The sequence below is a fragment of the Flavobacterium panici genome, from assembly GCF_903819335.1.
GTDB lineage: Bacteria > Bacteroidota > Bacteroidia > Flavobacteriales > Flavobacteriaceae > Flavobacterium > Flavobacterium panici.
The window spans coordinates 1-17,411 of sequence record NZ_CAIJDE010000028.1 but is presented as its reverse complement, the minus strand read 5'-3'; the positions used below and the strand labels follow the sequence as shown (position 1 = coordinate 17,411).

17 protein-coding genes are annotated in these 17,411 nt (G+C 33.0%); 3 read left to right on the top strand and 14 right to left on the bottom strand.

What is annotated here, in order from left to right; all coding sequences use genetic code 11:
• Positions 1 to 27 precede the first annotated feature (27 nt).
• The gene (locus FLAPXU55_RS02745) at positions 28 to 822 is read right to left on the bottom strand and encodes an alpha/beta hydrolase (RefSeq protein WP_180856459.1); all 795 of its coding nucleotides are present in this window, start codon (positions 820 to 822) and stop codon (positions 28 to 30) included.
• Positions 823 to 875: 53 nt separating this feature from the next.
• Here FLAPXU55_RS02745 and FLAPXU55_RS02740 point away from each other — a divergent pair, with 53 nt between their 5' ends.
• Complete coding sequence (locus FLAPXU55_RS02740) at positions 876 to 1,277, top strand: hypothetical protein (RefSeq protein ID WP_053471063.1); 402 nt, start codon at positions 876 to 878, stop codon at positions 1,275 to 1,277.
• Here the strand turns inward: FLAPXU55_RS02740 and uvrB are convergent.
• The 13 genes from uvrB to trmD form a co-directional block, all read right to left on the bottom strand.
• Positions 1,274 to 3,265 carry an excinuclease ABC subunit UvrB gene (gene uvrB / locus FLAPXU55_RS02735; protein WP_053471062.1) on the bottom strand — a complete coding sequence of 664 codons (1,992 nt, stop codon included), beginning with the start codon at positions 3,263 to 3,265 and terminating at the stop codon, positions 1,274 to 1,276. The genes FLAPXU55_RS02740 and uvrB overlap by 4 nt on opposite strands.
• A gap of 157 nt (positions 3,266 to 3,422) precedes the next feature.
• Positions 3,423 to 4,364 (bottom strand): alpha/beta fold hydrolase, encoded by a 942-nt coding sequence (locus FLAPXU55_RS02730; RefSeq protein WP_180856458.1) that lies wholly within the window; start codon positions 4,362 to 4,364, stop codon positions 3,423 to 3,425.
• A 92-nt stretch (positions 4,365 to 4,456) separates the two neighbouring features.
• Entirely contained in the window at positions 4,457 to 4,687 is a 231-nt protein-coding gene (locus FLAPXU55_RS02725; protein WP_180856457.1) for a uroporphyrinogen decarboxylase, read from the bottom strand.
• A 100-nt stretch (positions 4,688 to 4,787) separates the two neighbouring features.
• Complete coding sequence (locus FLAPXU55_RS02720; protein WP_180856456.1) at positions 4,788 to 5,447, bottom strand: DUF3800 domain-containing protein; 660 nt, start codon at positions 5,445 to 5,447, stop codon at positions 4,788 to 4,790.
• A 177-nt stretch (positions 5,448 to 5,624) separates the two neighbouring features.
• Positions 5,625 to 6,575, bottom strand: coding sequence for a 23S rRNA (adenine(1618)-N(6))-methyltransferase RlmF (rlmF, locus tag FLAPXU55_RS02715; RefSeq protein ID WP_180856455.1), 951 nt, complete (start codon positions 6,573 to 6,575; stop codon positions 5,625 to 5,627).
• 137 nt (positions 6,576 to 6,712) lie between these two features.
• Positions 6,713 to 7,375 carry a thiamine diphosphokinase gene (locus FLAPXU55_RS02710; RefSeq protein WP_073487316.1) on the bottom strand — a complete coding sequence of 221 codons (663 nt, stop codon included), beginning with the start codon at positions 7,373 to 7,375 and terminating at the stop codon, positions 6,713 to 6,715.
• A 109-nt stretch (positions 7,376 to 7,484) separates the two neighbouring features.
• Entirely contained in the window at positions 7,485 to 7,931 is a 447-nt protein-coding gene (locus tag FLAPXU55_RS02705; protein ID WP_180856454.1) for a DinB family protein, read from the bottom strand.
• 44 nt (positions 7,932 to 7,975) lie between these two features.
• Positions 7,976 to 8,458, bottom strand: a complete 483-nt coding sequence (locus tag FLAPXU55_RS02700) for a GyrI-like domain-containing protein (RefSeq protein ID WP_180856453.1) — start codon at positions 8,456 to 8,458, stop codon at positions 7,976 to 7,978.
• A gap of 5 nt (positions 8,459 to 8,463) precedes the next feature.
• Positions 8,464 to 9,285 (bottom strand): DUF4249 domain-containing protein, encoded by an 822-nt coding sequence (locus FLAPXU55_RS02695; RefSeq protein WP_180856452.1) that lies wholly within the window; start codon positions 9,283 to 9,285, stop codon positions 8,464 to 8,466.
• 32 nt (positions 9,286 to 9,317) lie between these two features.
• A complete protein-coding gene (locus FLAPXU55_RS02690) occupies positions 9,318 to 11,699 on the bottom strand; it encodes a TonB-dependent receptor (RefSeq protein WP_180856451.1) in 2,382 nt (793 codons plus the stop codon).
• 144 nt (positions 11,700 to 11,843) lie between these two features.
• On the bottom strand, positions 11,844 to 14,066 hold the full coding sequence (locus FLAPXU55_RS02685; RefSeq protein WP_180856450.1) for an NADP-dependent isocitrate dehydrogenase: 2,223 nt from the start codon (positions 14,064 to 14,066) through the stop codon (positions 11,844 to 11,846).
• A 281-nt stretch (positions 14,067 to 14,347) separates the two neighbouring features.
• The gene (gene rplS / locus FLAPXU55_RS02680; RefSeq protein WP_053471187.1) at positions 14,348 to 14,698 is read right to left on the bottom strand and encodes a 50S ribosomal protein L19; all 351 of its coding nucleotides are present in this window, start codon (positions 14,696 to 14,698) and stop codon (positions 14,348 to 14,350) included.
• A 174-nt stretch (positions 14,699 to 14,872) separates the two neighbouring features.
• Positions 14,873 to 15,547: a tRNA (guanosine(37)-N1)-methyltransferase TrmD gene (gene trmD / locus FLAPXU55_RS02675; protein WP_053471053.1), complete on the bottom strand. Its 675-nt coding sequence runs from the start codon at positions 15,545 to 15,547 to the stop codon at positions 14,873 to 14,875.
• 441 nt (positions 15,548 to 15,988) lie between these two features.
• Here trmD and tnpA point away from each other — a divergent pair, with 441 nt between their 5' ends.
• Entirely contained in the window at positions 15,989 to 16,450 is a 462-nt protein-coding gene (gene tnpA, locus FLAPXU55_RS02670; protein WP_180856449.1) for an IS200/IS605 family transposase, read from the top strand.
• 30 nt (positions 16,451 to 16,480) lie between these two features.
• Positions 16,481 to 17,404 carry an archaemetzincin gene (locus tag FLAPXU55_RS02665; protein WP_180856448.1) on the top strand — a complete coding sequence of 308 codons (924 nt, stop codon included), beginning with the start codon at positions 16,481 to 16,483 and terminating at the stop codon, positions 17,402 to 17,404.
• The last annotated feature ends 7 nt before the right edge of the window (positions 17,405 to 17,411 follow it).

Here is a 17,411-nt window from a genome sequence, read left to right as displayed (position 1 = left end):
TTTGTGCTATTTTTTTTATATATTATCTCAATAATTAAGCCAAAGGACCGCTTTTACAAAACCGTCCCTCCATAATTTTTCATTATGTTCACCGCCTTTTACCACTTTAGATTTCGTAAGCTGAAGACAGTAACAACGCTTTGTATCCAATAATTTTTCCATTTTGGTCATGTCTTTCACCATATTTTCATCTTCTTTATCGCCGCATAAAAAGTAAAATTTGGTTTTAATTTTGGGTATCTTTTCAGTAAAAGTGAAAATGTCGTTTGTGTACCAAAATGAAGGTGAAAAAACTCCGGCTTTGCCAAATACTTCAGGATATTTTAAAGCTCCATAATAAGAAACCAAACCGCCCAGTGAACTTCCAAAAATGATTGTATTCTTAGCTTTTGTTTTGGTTCTGTAGTTTTTATCAATATACGGCTTTAATGTTTTTACGATAAAATCTAAATACTTATCTGCATTTCCTCCACCGTATTTTTCGTTTTTAAAAGGCGTTAATTCTTCAATGCGTTTTTCATTTCCGTGTTCGATTCCAACAACAATTACCTGTGCTTTTAAGCTGTCTAATTTCTCGTCGACATTCCATTCCCCCACGTAAGAGGTTTTAGCATCAAATAAGTTCTGAGCGTCGTGCATATAAATGACGCTGTATTTTTTGGCTGAAGCCGAATAATTTTCAGGAAGATAAATCCAGATTTTTTTAGTAGTTTTTAGCTGAGGTGCTTCAATCGTAAATGTTGATACGTTTTTTGAAGCCGTACTTTGTGCATTCCCGTAAATCATCCAAAGAAGCATAAATATGAAAAATCTCCTCATCATTAGATTTTGTGTTTTTAATTAAAAGCAATAATTTAGCTAAAAATAACAAATTGATGAATACCGAAGCACAAAAGAAAAGTTTACTTTTAGAATTGATCGCCTTTTCTACTGTTGACGGGCAATTGCATAAAAGAGAGTATGATTTTATATGGCATGTTGCTCAGGAATTAAAGATTGATTTGAATGTTTTTCATGATTTATTTCATCAGGAAATAAAACCTGTAGTTATAAAATCAGAATTTCAACGCATTCAGCAGTTTTACAGATTGGCTTTAATCATGCACTGCGATGGAATTTTACATGAAAAAGAGGCAATAGGAATTCAGCAGATTGCAATTGAAATGGGATTAAACCCAAGTGCAGTAAAACGCATTTTAGATTTAATGAAAAAGGCTCCAAATGCAATGATAGAGCCTAAAGTTTTATTAAGAGTTTTTCAGGAACAACACAATTAAGGTAATTGTTCCTGTAGTTTTTTAATATCATCACGCAGTTTGGCGGCCTGCATAAAATCTAATTCTTTTGCTGCTTTTTCCATAGATTTTCGTTTCTCACGAATCATTTTTTCAAGATCAGCTTTAGACATATAAGCCGTTTCTGGTTCTGCAGCAACTGATAAAGTATGACCTAATTCGTATTCTACCAAAGGATTTTTAGTAAAAGCACTTTCTATTTTTTTGTTTAATGCCTGTGGCGTTATATTATTTTCGACATTAAAATTGATTTGTTTTGTTCTTCTGTAATTGGTTTCGTCAATTGTTCGTTGCATACTCGCTGTAATTTTATCGGCATACATAATTGCTTTACCGTTTAAGTTTCTTGCCGCACGTCCAATGGTTTGAGTTAAAGAACGGTGATTTCTTAAGAAACCTTCTTTATCAGCATCCAAAATTGCTACAAGCGAAACTTCGGGTAAATCTAAGCCTTCACGAAGTAAGTTTACACCAATTAAAACATCAAAAATACCTTTTCGTAAATCCTGCATGATTTCAATACGCTCCAAAGTATCCACTTCAGAATGGATGTAACGGCATCGAATGCTGACTTTAGTTAAGTATTTAGCTAATTCCTCGGCCATTCTTTTAGTCAAAGTTGTCACTAGAACTCTTTCATCTAATTCACAGCGCACCTGAATTTCTTCAATTAAATCATCAATTTGATTTAAACTTGGACGCACTTCAATAACCGGATCTAATAATCCCGTTGGACGAATAATCTGTTCCACATAAATACCATCCGATTTTTGTAATTCATAATCGGCCGGAGTTGCCGAAACATAAATTACCTGATTTTGCAAGGCTTCAAACTCTTCAAATTTCAAAGGTCTGTTGTCCATTGCAGCCGGTAAACGGAAACCGTATTCAACCAGATTTTCTTTTCGGCTGCGGTCGCCTCCGTACATAGCGTGAACCTGCGAAACGGTAACGTGGCTTTCGTCAACAACCATTAAAAAATCACTTGGGAAATAATCTAATAAACAGAAAGGTCTTGTTCCCGCTTGTCGTCCGTCAAGATAACGGGAATAATTTTCAATTCCGGAGCAATAACCCAATTCGCGAATCATTTCTAAATCGAAATTAGTTCTTTCTTCTAATCGTTTGGCTTCTAAATGTTTGCCTATTTCTTTAAAATAATCTACTTGTTTGACTAAATCCTGCTGTATTTCCCAAATTGCGCCTTGAAGGACTTCTGGCGAAGTCACAAACATATTGGCAGGGTAAATCGTCAGTCTTTTAAATTTTTCAATAACCTGAGAAGTCTTTGCATCAAAAGATTCTATTTCTTCAATTTCATCTCCAAAAAAATGAACTCTGTAAGCGTCATCAGCATAACTTGGATAAATTTCGACCGTATCGCCTTTAATCCTAAAAGTTCCCGGATTAAAATCGGCTTCAGTTCTGGCGTATAAACTTTGTACAAGACTGTGCAGTAATTTAGTTCTCGAAATAACCTGATCTCTGCTGATCTCAATAACGTTCTTTTTAAATTCTACAGGGTTTCCAATACCGTATAAACACGAAACTGAGGCTACAACCAAAACATCACGTCGCCCTGAAAGCAGGGAAGAAGTGGTGCTTAAACGCATTTTTTCAAGCTCTTCATTGATAGATAAATCTTTTTCAATAAAAACTCCTGTTACGGGCATAAAAGCTTCCGGCTGATAATAGTCGTAGTAAGAAACGAAATATTCAACCGCATTATTCGGGAAAAATTGTTTGAATTCTGAATATAGCTGTGCAGCCAAGGTTTTGTTGTGTGCCAAAACGATGGTAGGACGCTGTACTTCCTGAATAACATTGGCTACTGTAAATGTTTTACCAGATCCCGTAACTCCTAATAATGTTTGGTATTTTTCTCCATCAACTACACCTTGTGCGAGTTTTTGTATGGCTTGCGGCTGGTCTCCTTTTGGACTATATTCTGAAGATACTTGGAAATTCATTTGTTACTGATGAAAAGTTGGTTTTGTAAAGATACAAAGTTTGAATAAAATTAAACTGTTTTAAGTTTGCCACGAATTGCACAAATTTCCACGAATTGATTTTGCATAATCCAGTTAAAAAATTAGTGGAAATTTGTGGAATTCGTGGCAAATAATCTTATTCTAAAAAGTTAATAACAGCATCATTAATAATTTTTGGTTGATCGATAGTCAAAAAATGCCCGGCATCTTTTATGATTTTTGTTTTACTGTTGGCTAAGTGTTTTTGTGCACGCTCTAAACTTTCTTCAGAATTAATAACATCTTTATCGCCAATTAAAACCAAAACAGGATTATTGATTGATTCTAATTCCTTATCTGAAAATGGCGTCATTTTTAACATACTTGAATTTGATTTAGCGTATTTATTAGCCAAGTAAAATTGTCTGTTATATGTAGGACTAATTTTTTCGGGATGAGTAGAAAATGCTTTTAATGTTTTGCTGAATTTCTTTTCACTAGGAAAAAGTTTTAACATTAAAGCCGATGATGTTTTTCTGGGCTTGTCAATAAATTTAAAAGTCTGCGCCGGACTCAATAAAACAATTTTGTCTATTGAATTTGATTTTTGCGTTGCCAATAATGTTGCAATCCAACCGCCTCGTGAAGCACCAATAATATCAAATTTCTTTAATTTATAATGATCGAAAATTTCGTTGTACCAAACCACAATTTCTTCTGATGAAAGTGGTTTTGCAGTTAAGTGGGATTTGTTCGGTTCCATTATAAAATCAATAGCATAAATGCGGTGATTTTTAGCCAAAGATTTAATGTTAGGATACCACATCGTTGAACTGGCATCCATTCCGTGAAGTAGAACTAGATCTTTTCCGTTTTTTGGTCCGGCGATGATCACATGCGCATTTCCAAAACTTGTTTTTACATTTTCTTCGGTATACGCAATATCCCAAAGCTTTAAAGCCTTGTTATAAGCGGTTTCATATTTTTGTTCTTCGCTTTTGGTTTTAAAAACATAATCCTCAAATTTTGCCTTTTTGGTTGAAGCGCAACTTGTTACTAAAAATAAGAGAATTGCTAATCTGGAGTATAATTTTGACATGGTTATAAGTTCAATTTGAACTTAAAGTTACGATTATAGAAAACAGGAATTGTATCAGAATTTTGTTTTAAAATATCATAATTACAATCTTGTTATACTTTTTTAGCTGTCAGATGATAGATTTGAACAAATGATAAAATTGCATTTGGGATAATAATCGGTAAAAGCCATTGACTAAAATCTCTGTGATCTTTTAAAAAGATGCCGTAAATTACAAAACAAATACAGCCAAATAAGTTTATGAGTCGGATTGTTTTAAGATCTTTTAGCAAAAATCCTCCAACAATAAAAAAGGAAGCGAGATAACCAATATATTCTGCCATGATTCTGATATTTAATTATTTGAACTATAATACAAAACTAATAATTTAATTGAAAATCAAATAGATAGGTTTTTTGTTTCAATTTTGCACTTAATATTTTTTAGAAATACAATTTCTTTTCTAAAAATCTTTCTTTTGAAAAACTTGTTAGAATATCATAAGCACTTGATTCATTGTCTTCATGTCTTCTCCATACAAAATTAGCATACCAATCTGCAAACCAGATCATTTTGTTATTTGTGCTTTCTAAGAATTCGCACGAAATATCAATATTAATTCCATTTCCCCATATTTCTGTCTTTATATAGTCTGGAAAACTCTCTCCGTGACTAACTTTTATAGTTCTTTTGTCTAAAACAATCTTTACATTATCATATTTAATGATTTCAGGTTTAAGTAACAAACCAAGTACATAATTGTAAAAGATATTTTTATCCTTTCGAAGTGATTCAAAGACTTTTGATTTATTTACTGTAATTGAAATAATTTTAAATGAACTGCTCTTGGCAATTATCTTATTAGTTACTTGGGAAGTAATAAAAGCACAATGTTCAGGAAGAAAATTAGCTCCTTTTTTCTCTATGTTAGGAGTTAAATTATATTTTTTATAAATTTCCGAAATAAAGCGTGAAATGTATTTTTCTTCCTCACTAGGTATAATTATACCGGTAATTGTAATAAATTTACTTGACCCACCATATCTATTCGGTTTATCAAACTTCCATCCTAAATCGCCACTTTCATCAATGTATATTTTCATGCCATAAAAAAAAGGGCTAAAAAGCCCTTTGGTATTTTAAAAATAGACCCTAAAAACGATGTATTTAGAATACATTTATGGTAGATGTTTCACCGCCACGTTGACTCAGGAATTACCTATTTAACGATGCAAATATAAGAATAAAAAATTAATAAATTTTATTTTGTAGGATTAATTTTAAATTTTAAAAGACTTTTGCTCTGCATCATTTAAAAAACTCCACGCTACAATACGGCTATTTTTCTGCCCTTGCGACATTTCAATTGTTTTAACTTCAACAGCATTTACTTTTTTCAAAGTTTTATAAATCGAAGAAAGATTTTCTTTTTTAGAAACCAAAGTGGTAAACCACAAACATTGCGAAGCATATTTTGCGCTTTCGTAAATCATTTGTGTTACAAAACCAATTTCACCGCCGGTGCACCACAATTCTGCATTTTGCCCTCCAAAATTTAAAACTGGATTTGTGTTTCTTTTTTCTTTTGGATTTAGATTGGAAACTTTTCTCGAAGTACTTTTATTGGCTTCTTCTGCCGATGCGTGAAAAGGCGGATTACACATGGTGAATGTAAATCGGTCTTCTGGAATTATAATATTTTTGAAGATAAATCGAGATTCAGTCTGTTGTTGTAAACTGATTGCATCGATTAATTTTGGATTAGCTTCGATAATTTTGCTGCAGTTTTCGATTGCTTTTTTATCAATATCAGTCGCAACAAAGCTCCAGTTGTAAATTGAATTTCCTAATATCGGATAGATTAAATTTGAACCCGATCCGATATCTAGTCCTAAAACAGAATTTCCTTCAGGAATTTGATTGTTGTTTGTTTCGGCTAATAAATCAGCTATATAATGAATATAATCGGCTCGGCCCGGAATTGGCGGGCAAAGATAATTTTTAGGAATATCCCAGTTTTGAATATCGTAATAAGTTTGCAATAAAGCTTTGTTTAAAGTTTTTACCGCATTTGGATTAGCGAAATCAACAGTTTCTATTCCGTATTTATTAATGGAAATAAAAGCCTTTAATTCGGGACAATTTGAAATAAGAAGTTCAAAATCATATCGGGAACGATGAAGATTTCTTGGATGTAAATTGTCTTTTTGGGAATTGTTTTCTGCTTTCATTTTTATTTATTTCGCTGCAAAGGTACGCATTCCTTTTTTGGGATTAAAAATTCCATAGGTATGATCTGTTTAATGTACATCTTTGTGTAAACCGGATTGAAATCCGGCCTTACAATATAAACCGAGCCTTCGACTCTTTAATCAAAACACTCCATTAATAACAAATCACCGTTTGTGTGGTTAATGGTTACCAAACCATCTTTTGCTACAGAATTACTGCTTCCGGTTCTGTAACCCATTGTTAAGGTATCATTTTGCAGAGGATATTCTAAATTGGTAGAATAAATGCCGTTTACAACACCAATTGGGATTAGGGAAATTGGTGTTTTAGCAGTGTACCATTTTTCGAATTTTGTTGGAAGCAAAAAGATTTTTGAATGATCGTCGAGAATTACAATTTTAAGTAAATCTCTGTAACGAACAATATTCGTTAAGTTGGTAATTGTGTGATCTGCACGTCTTCCGGTTGCCCAAACTACATTTACGGCTGGAATTTTTCTTTTAACTAAATAATCAAAAGCTTTTTCTAAATCGGTTTTATCCTGATCTGGCGTGTGAACAATTTCAAGTGGATATTGTGAAGTTTTATAAATTTCGGGATCAAAACCTCGGTCAAAATCTCCTAAAAGTACATCAACTTTAATACCCAATTCAATAACCCTTTCTATTGCCGAATCTAAAACGATAACGAGCGGAGACCATTCTAGCAATTGTCCTAATAATTCAGGATCGCAGGCCGCTCCGTTTGCAATTATTAAGGCCGGTTCCTGATCGTCGCGAACTATATGATGTGATGACATGTGAGTTTTTTTGAATGTGCTACAAAGATACGGTTAGAATTTTAGATTGCAGATTTTAGATTTTAGATTTTTTCCAGCTTTGAAATAATCTAAAATCTGCAATCTAAAATCAGAAATCAAGTAATCGTCGATGGTAATTGATCTGCCCAACATGATAGGCCAAATGTGTTGAAAGATGAACTAAGAAAAATCCGGTTGTCATTTCTTTTTCAAAAACGATTTCAGGATATATTTTACTTAAATCTTCTTCGGTTAAAATATCCAGCACATCATTTACAACTATAATTGTATTTTCGATTTTATCGATTAATTCTGATTTTGGAATATCTTTTAGGGAAAACTCTAAAGGACGATTTCGAATATATCCTGTTTTTCCAATTTGGGCTCCAATATAAGTATTGATGTTTCCAATTAAATGAAGTGTTAGATTTCCGGCAGAATTAGAAATGTTTTTATCAATTGCCCAAATTTGTTTTTCGAATTCGTACGATTCAATTTCAAATTTGAGTTTATTTAGATCCCTGTTAAAAAGTATTTTTAGTGTTTCGATTAACATGTTTTTTTAGTTGAAAATTTAAAGAATAATTTATAGACAAGTGATTAATCTCTGTTTTTTATGGGAATCCAGATTTCTTCTTCTGATTCTGGATCTTCTTTTTTGTATTTATGGTCCATAACGGCAAAATGCGGTCTGTCGTCAACGGTGTATTTTGAATTCGGAAGCCATTCTGCAAAGATGGTATGATAGGTTTTATGTCCTTCTGAAGCAGGGCCGTAATGTATAAAAACGGCATATAAACCATCAGGAATAATTAAAGTTTCCATTTCTAATGGAACTTCGTCATAATTTCCGACTTCTACAGCAGCCCATTTTTGAAATGTTTTGCCTGGATCAAAGTTATCAAAATGACCGTGAGAAAACACTTCAAGTGAATATAAATTCTCGTTAATGGTATTTTTGATTTGCTTTCGTTTTGGCATAAAATTACTCCACAATTGAAATGTTTTGTTTTCGATAAATGACATTTCAATATGTTGTCCGATCAGTTTTTTCTCGGTTAAAGTTTCAATTCTGGCTTCCATGTTTATTATTCTATTTTGAATTTTTTTGTCTGACTTTCGCTAAGTGAAAAATAACCTAAAGGATAATTTGCTTTGTCGGTTGTATTGATGATGTTTCCTTTTACGGTTGCGGGCGGCGATTGAAAAGGACCGCCAACATTACTGCCGGCAATACTTACCAAAATATTCATGTAATTATAGTATTGTTTTGAAATGCCGAAATGTGTTATTTCTAATTCATCTCCAGCTTTGAGTTCATCATCATCAGAAACACTAAAGAATTCATTACCCTGAAAAAACTTATCTTCATCAACATAAAAATTAGAAGTGACTTTATTAGAGTATACATATTTGTATAAATAGAAATTGTCTGCATCTGCAGGGTCATTAAAATAGGCTCTTATTTCGATATCTTTTCCTGTAAATCCACCTTCATTATTTTGTTCAATATGCGTTATTGGTGCAACAGATTTTAAAGTTTCAGATGCTGTATAGGTATTCCCTCCGCTAATAATGGTTAGTGTGTAAGTTTCGTTAATTTCAGGTGCAAAATTATTACATACATAACGTCCCGTTTTTGGAACTTCAGTAAAATTAAATTGCACGTTTTTACTGTTTCTAATATAAATAGTTGCTCCGGAAACCGTAGGAATCACCGATTCAAAATAACCTGTTGTTGTCGTTAATTTTACAACCTGCTGTTTTCCCATCGTGCCTTTTTGCCAGTTTATGGCCGCTTCGATTACTAATTTTGGAGGCGCGGTATCTAGTTCAACATCTACAACATCTTCACAGCTTGTGAAGAAAACCGATGTAAATAAGACGATTAATGCGATTACTTTTTTCATACTATATTTTTATTTTCTTTGCAGAAATGAATTTAAAATTTGAAATTATAACTAACAGCCGGAACAATTCCGAAGATAGATAATCGTACTGCTTCATTTAAACCTGTATCAGAATTTTGTCTAAAGTTGATTGAGGCTGCGTTGCTTCGGTTGTATAAATTATAAATGCTGAAAACCCATTCACCTTTCCAGTTTCTACCTTTATTACTTCGAGGCGTTAAAGTTGCCGAAACATCTAAATGATGATAAGCCGGAAGACGATTTTCATTTCGAAGGCCATAACTTGGAACTGTAATTCCTAAATATTCATATTGTGCATTTGGATACGTAACCGGCTGCCCGGATTGCAAAGCGAAGTTAGCGCCAAAAGACCATTTTTCGTTTAAATTATAAGCAGATGTTATCGCCAAATTATGTGTTTTGTCATAAGGAGAACTGTACCATTGACCGTTGTTGATCCCGATTTCTTCAGGAGTTCTTCCGGGCGTTTGCTGTTCTGATTTTGATAAAGTGTAGGAAACCCAGCCGTTAAATTTGCCTTCGTTTTTTTTAACCATAATTTCTAAACCGTAGGCACGCATTCTTCCGTTCAGGATAACTTGTTCGATGACATTATTGGCAATTAAATCGGCACCGTCAATATAATCTAATCTGTTCTGTATTTTTTTGTAATACGTTTCAACTTCCAGAGAATAAGCACCTTCTTTAATATTTCGGAAATATCCTAAAGCAACCTGATCTGCAATTTGCGGTTTAATATAATTGTCACTTGGCATCCAGACGTCGAGCGGAGTAGGAGATGAAGTATTTGAAATTAACTGAAGATACTGCGCCATACGATTGTAACTCGCTTTTATGGACTGATCGTCATTTAATTGATACGATATTGAAAGTCTTGGTTCGAAATTATTATAATCCTGAATTACTTTGTTTTTGCCGAAATATTTTGTTGAGGTTGGAATTCCTTTTTCATAAACTTCTGTATCTGAATTGAAAACTACCGGACTATTATTGTCGTAATAATTTATGGTTGAAGAACCTAAACGATAAAATAAACTGTAACGTAATCCATACGCCAGTGTTATTCTTTTTGAAAGCTGATTTTCGGCATCTAAATAAATCGAAGGTTCAAATGCATATTTTTTATCTAATTGATCAGGATTAATTCCAGAAGTAGTATTACTTGGTATAATAGTTCCCGGATTGAATTCGTAGTAAATGCCGTTTACACCATAATTCAGTTTGAATTTATCTGAAATATAATGTTTGAAATCATATTTAATATTATAGTTTTGAATTCCCGAATCCCATTTAAAGCCAACATAATCCAAGTCAAGTCCGTAATAATAATCGCTGTAAATAAGAGATAAATTAGAGAATAATTTATCAGAATATAGATGATTCCAGCGCAGGTTTAAAGTTGAATTTCCGTAAATATTAGTAAAGCTTTTGTTTAAGCTGAAAACATCCCGGCCAAAATATCCCGATAAATATAAATTGTTATTGTCGTTTAATTTATAACTCAGTTTCGCATTTAGGTCGTAGAAATAAGCAGAATTATCTTTATTGTCTTCTGAAAGTTTTAAAAATAAATGAGCGTAAGATCCTCTTCCGCCAATTAAAAAAGAGCCTTTGTCTTTTACAATTGGACCTTCTAAAAGTAATCGGCTTGAAACTAAACCAATTCCACCATTCATATGAAAATCTTTACTGCTTCCGTCTTTTTGATAAATATCTAAAACAGAAGAAGCTCTTCCGCCAAAACGTGCCGGAATTCCGCCTTTATACAATTTTAAATCTTTAATAGCATCGGGATTAAAAACTGAGAAAAAACCAAAAACGTGAGAGGAATTGAAAATTGTTGCTTCATCCAGCAAAATTAAATTTTGATCTGCACCGCCGCCGCGAACATTAAATCCAGAAGCGCCTTCGCCTGCATTTGTAACTCCGGGAAGTAATAAAATTGATTTTAAGACATCGACTTCACCTAAAACTACAGGCATTTTTTTTATGGTTGAAATGGAGAGTTTGTTAACGCTCATTTCAGGAGATTTTATATTTATTTTCTTCTTGTTATCTGTAATTACAACTTCCTGAAGTTCTTCGCCGCTTTCGCTTATGGAAAAATTGTTTTTGGTATTTTGATTTAAAGTGATGGTTTGCTGAATGGTTTGATAACCCACATAACTAATTTCGATTTCATGTTCGCCTCGAGGAACTGTAATGGAATAAAATCCGTATTCGTTTGTTGTCGTTCCTATTTTTAAAGCCGGAATATAAATATTGACGCCAATTAAGGTTTCGTTATTTTTTGAATCTTTAATAGTACCGCTTAGCGTAAATTTATCCTGAGAGAAAGAATGAAGTGTGGTAAAAATAATGATAAGAAGGAAACTAATCTTTTTTGTAATCATCGTTTTGGTTTTGAGTTACATAGTTAGCAATTCTTACTAAATATTAGAGTCCAACTATTGTTAAACATTAGTTAAGAATAAAAAAGGCAGCCTGTAAAAGCTGCCCTTTTTGTCTATATTTTAAAAATACACAACGTGCATTTCTTATTTTATTTTTGCAATAATTGCATTGAATGTTTCACTAGGACGCATTGCTTTGCTTACTAACTCAGGAGTTGGCTGATAGTATCCGCCAATGTTTTGAGCTTTTCCTTGAGCACCAATTAATTCTGCATCAATTTTAGCTTCGTTTGCTTCAAATTCTGCAGCAATTGGAGTAAAGATCGCTTTTAATTCTGCATCTTTATTTTGAGCAGCTAAAGCCTGAGCCCAATAGAATGCAAGGTAAAAGTGAGAACCACGGTTATCAATTTGTCCTACTTTACGAGCTGGAGATTTATCGTTTGCCAAGAATTTATCGTTTGCTTCGTCAAGAGTTTCAGCTAAAACAATAGATTTAGAATTGTCTAAAGTTTGTCCTAAATGCTCTAATGAAGCACCAAGAGCTAAAAATTCTCCTAATGAATCCCAACGTAAATATCCTTCTTCTGTAAATTGTTCAACGTGTTTTGGAGCAGATCCTCCAGCACCAGTTTCAAACAATCCACCACCGTTCATTAAAGGAACGATAGATAACATTTTTGCAGAAGTTCCAAGTTCTAAAATTGGGAATAAATCTGTTAGGTAATCACGTAAAACGTTTCCTGTTACAGAAATAGTATCTAAACCTTTGATGATTCTGTCTAAAGTAAATTCAGTCGCAGCAACCGGGTCTAAAATACGGATATCTAAGTTTGTAGTATCGTAATCTTTAAGGTATTTTTGAATTTTTACGATCAACTCTCTGTCATGCGCTCTGTTTTCATCTAACCAGAAAACAGCCGGAGTGTGAGATAAACGAGCTCTGTTTACAGCAAGTTTAACCCAGTCCTGAATAGGAGCATCTTTTGCCTGACACATTCTGAAGATATCGTTTGTTTCAACGTTTTGTTCCATTAAAACAGTTCCATTTGCATCAACAACACGAACAACACCATCACCTTGTATTTGGAAAGTTTTATCGTGAGATCCGTATTCTTCTGCTTTTTGAGCCATTAATCCAACGTTAGGAACACTTCCCATTGTTTTAGGATCAAAAGCACCGTGTTTTTTACAGAAATCAATAGTTGCTGTATAAATACCAGAATAAGAACGGTCTGGAATAACTGCAATTGTATCTTGTGCCTTACCATCTTTGTTCCACATTTGTCCAGAAGTACGGATCATTGCCGGCATAGAAGCATCAACAATAACATCAGATGGAACGTGTAAGTTTGTAATTCCTTTATCAGAATTAACCATTGCTAAAGCTGGTCCGTTTTCGATAGCTTTCGTAATGTCAGCTTCAACTTCAGCTTGTTCAGGTCTTCCGGCAATTTTTGCGTAGATATCACCTAAACCATTTCTTGTATCAATATTTAATTCTGCAAATAAAGTTTCGTATTTTTTGAAAAGATCAGCAAAATATACTTCAACGATAGCGCCAAAGATAATTGGATCTGAAACTTTCATCATTGTAGCCTTTAAATGCACAGAAAGTAAAACACCTTCTTTTTTAGCTTCTGCAATAGCATCAGCAGCAAAAGCTTTTAATTTTTTTACACTTAAAACAGAGCTGTCAATGATTTCTCCAGCTTTAAGCGGTGTACTTGCCTTTAAAACAGTTGTAGTTCCGTCTTTTGCAACAAATTCGATTTTTACATCGTTAGCTTCAGCTACAGTAAGTGACTGCTCACTTCCATAAAAATCACCGTTTGGCATTGAAGCCACTTTAGTTTTTGAATCAGCAGACCATGCACCCATTGAGTGTGGATTTGCTTTTGCAAAGTTTTTAACGGCTCTTGGCGCTCTACGATCAGAGTTTCCTTCACGTAAAACAGGGTTTACAGCAGAGCCTAATACTTTTGCATATTTTGCTTTAATTTCCTTTTCCGCATCGTTTTGCGGATCTTCCGGGAAATTTGGAACGTTGTAACCGTGAGATTGTAATTCAGCAATAGCCGCTTTTAATTGTGGCACAGATGCTGAAATGTTTGGTAATTTGATGATGTTAGCTTCTGGCTTTGTTGCTAATTGCCCAAGTTCAGCAAGAGCATCAACTGTTTTTTGAGCATCTGTTAAAGACTCAGGAAAATTAGATAAAATTCTTCCTGCCAAAGAGATGTCTCTAGTTTCAATAGCAATACCAGCTGTTGAAGTAAAAGCCTGAACAATAGGTAATAAAGAATAAGTCGCTAATAAAGGCGCCTCATCAGTTAAGGTGTAAAAAATTTTTGAATTCTGTGTCATTTTTTTTTTTTTTATAATCGTGTCGTCAAAGAATGGCGATGTAAAAGGTATGAGCTGGCTCAAAATGAGCGGAGCAAATATAATAAAAACAGTCCGAAAACGGTTTAGTTTTCCTGATAATTGCTGAAATTATCAGATTGCTAATACGATTTCGTAAAATTGCTAAATCGATGATTTTGATATTAAAAAATTACGGTTTTGATACTGCTTAAAATAAAGGCATAAAAAAAACTCGTTTCAAATAACATGAAACGAGTTTTTTATAACAGATTGATAAATGATTATCTTCTTTTATCTTTAATCTTAGCTTTTTTACCAGTAAGTTCTCTGAAGTAGAAAATTCTAGCTCTACGAACTGCACCTTTTTTGTTGATTTCGATTTTTTGTAAAGCTGGTAAGTTTACTGGGAAGATACGCTCAACTCCAATAGCTCCAGACATTTTACGAATCGTGAAAGTTTCTGTGTTACCAGAACCTCTTCTTTGAATAACAACTCCTTTAAAAAACTGAGTTCTTGTTTTTTCACCCTCTTTAATTTCGTAGAAAACTGTGATAGTATCTCCAGCTCCAAATTCAGGGAAATCTTTTTTAGCAACGAATTCGGTTTGAACGAATTTTAATAAATCTGCCATGATAATTTTATTATTATAGTTTAATAGAGTAACATTCACGGATCTCGCCAGAGGTTAGTCTAATTCGGGTGCAAATGTAGTTAAAAAAAATAAAATTCCAAATAAAATAAATTCCAAATTCCAATTTCTTAACTAGTTGATTAATTGGAATTTGAAATTTTAAAAATTTGGAATTTATTCAAGTAAATCCGGACGTCTGTTTTTTGTATGTTCGTAGGCTTTATCTTCGCGCCATTTGTCAATTTTGGCAAAATGTCCGCTGGTTAAAACTTCCGGAACTTTCCATCCTTTATAATCCGCAGGTCTTGTGTATATTGGTCCAGAAAGTAAATTGTCCTGAAAACTATCGGTCAATGCTGAGGTTTCATCGCTTAAAACACCCGGAATTAAACGAATTAAAGCATCTGACAAAACTAATGCGCCCAATTCTCCGCCAGATAAAACGTAATCACCAATCGAAATTTCCTTAGTAATAAAATGATCTCTCACGCGCTGGTCAACACCTTTATAATGTCCGCATAAAATGATAATGTTTTCGTACATCGACATTTTGTTGGCCATTTTTTGATTTAAAGTTTCACCGTCAGGAGACATATAAATTACTTCGTCATATTCACGCTGACTTTTAAGATGCGTAATACAATCATCAATAGGCTGAATTGTCATAACCATTCCGGCGCCGCCGCCAAAAGGATAATCGTCTACACTTTTTTGTTTATTAGTGCTGTAGTCACGAAGATTATGAAAATGTACTTCGACCAAGCCTTTATCAATGGCACGTTTCATAATCGATGCCTCAAAAGGGCTTCTTAATAATTCAGGTAAAAGTGTAACAATGTCAATTCTCATTTTTTCTTCATAATTTGTTGCAAAGATACGAAGTTAAAAATGAAGATGTAAAATGTATAGTCCCTACGGGACAAAAAATTATGTCGATGCAAAATTTTTCTACCGATATTTTGTTCCTAACGGAACAATTTGTTGTAATTCCATTTTAATAAATTCCAATTAAAATCAATAAGATTTACCTCTAGCGAGAAAATATTGGTGGAAAAAAAATATTAAAGTTCAAAAGATATCCCGTTAGGGATAAAATATCGGTAGAAATAATGTTAGATATACGTTCAAATGTCCCGTTAGGGACTATACATTTCTATTGAAATAAAAAGAAAGAATATTCTTTCTTTTTTATATATTTGAAGACAATCAAAAAATATTCCGCTAGGAATTAAATATCGGTAGAAAAAATAAAATTTAAGACAAAATGTCCCGTAGGGACTACACACAATCATGGCAAATACATACACACAAATCCACATTCATTTTGTTTTTGCTGTAAAATATAGACAAGCGGCTATACACACAAACTGGAAAAATGATTTATATAAATACATTTCCGGAATTATTAAAAATAATAATCATAAGGTTTTAGCCATCAATGGTGTTTCTGACCATGTTCATATTTTGATCGGAATAAGACCCGCACAATCAATATCTGAATTGATGAAAAGCATAAAGCAAAATTCATCAAAATGGATAAACGAAAATAAATTCACTAGAATTCATTTTGAATGGCAGGAAGGATATGGAGCATTTTCATATAGTAAATCTCAATTAAGTGCAGTCGCTGACTATATAGAAAATCAAGAAGAGCATCATAAAAAGAAAACCTTTAAAGAAGAATACATCAATTTTCTCGAAAAATTTGAAGTTGATTATGATGAAAAGTTTATTTTTAAGGAATTAATTTAAAATTGGTTTTTAATTATATCCAAAACGTAAATGAAAAAAATAGCCTTCTTCATTCTTATATTATTATGCGCTTGTAACAAAGAAAAAGCTAAAGAAACCACAAAAGAAGCTCCAAAACAAATTCCAGAAGAAGCGTCCTATTTTAAGGATATCAAAACTAATGACGTTAAATTACCAAAACCAACTTATGGAGATTGGCTGTTTTCTCATCCTGAAGATGGACAGACTTTTGAACAATATTTTAGATCTAAGCACATTGTTCCAACTAAAGAGGAGAATATTATTTACATAAAACCGATTGGAAATTTTAATTCTCTACAAAAGAAACAGATTCAACTTGTTAATGAATATTTAGAACTCTTTTTTCAATTAAAAACAAAAACATTAGAACCAATTTCTAATGATATAGTTCCAAATTCAGCAAGAAGAATGTCTACGGAAGGTCATGAACAATTATTAGCAGGATATCTTTTAAATGATGTATTAAAAGAAGAAAAACCGGAGAATAGAATTGCATTAATGGGACTTTCAGAATTGGATTTATATCCTAAACCGGAATGGAATTATGTTTTTGGACTTGCTTCTTATAGAGATAAAGTAGGTGTAAGTTCTATTTACAGATTTCAGGATGGTAAACTTACTGCTGAAAATTTTGATTTGTGTTTAGTAAGATTACTCAAAACGAGTTCTCATGAAATTGGACATATGTTTGGAATACACCATTGTATTAATGCTGATTGTGTAATGAACGGAACCAACAGTTTATCTGAAACTGATAGAAGTACGATTAGATTGTGCTCTGTCTGCCAGAGAAAATTAAATTCATGTATTCAATATGATAATAAAAAGAGACTAGCCGATTTGAACTGCCCCCAAAAAGTTAGACACTATTTGGGGGCATTTTTATGGAAAGAAAAGTCAAGTACAATTGTGAATTTAAACTTCGTTGTGTAGAAGAAGT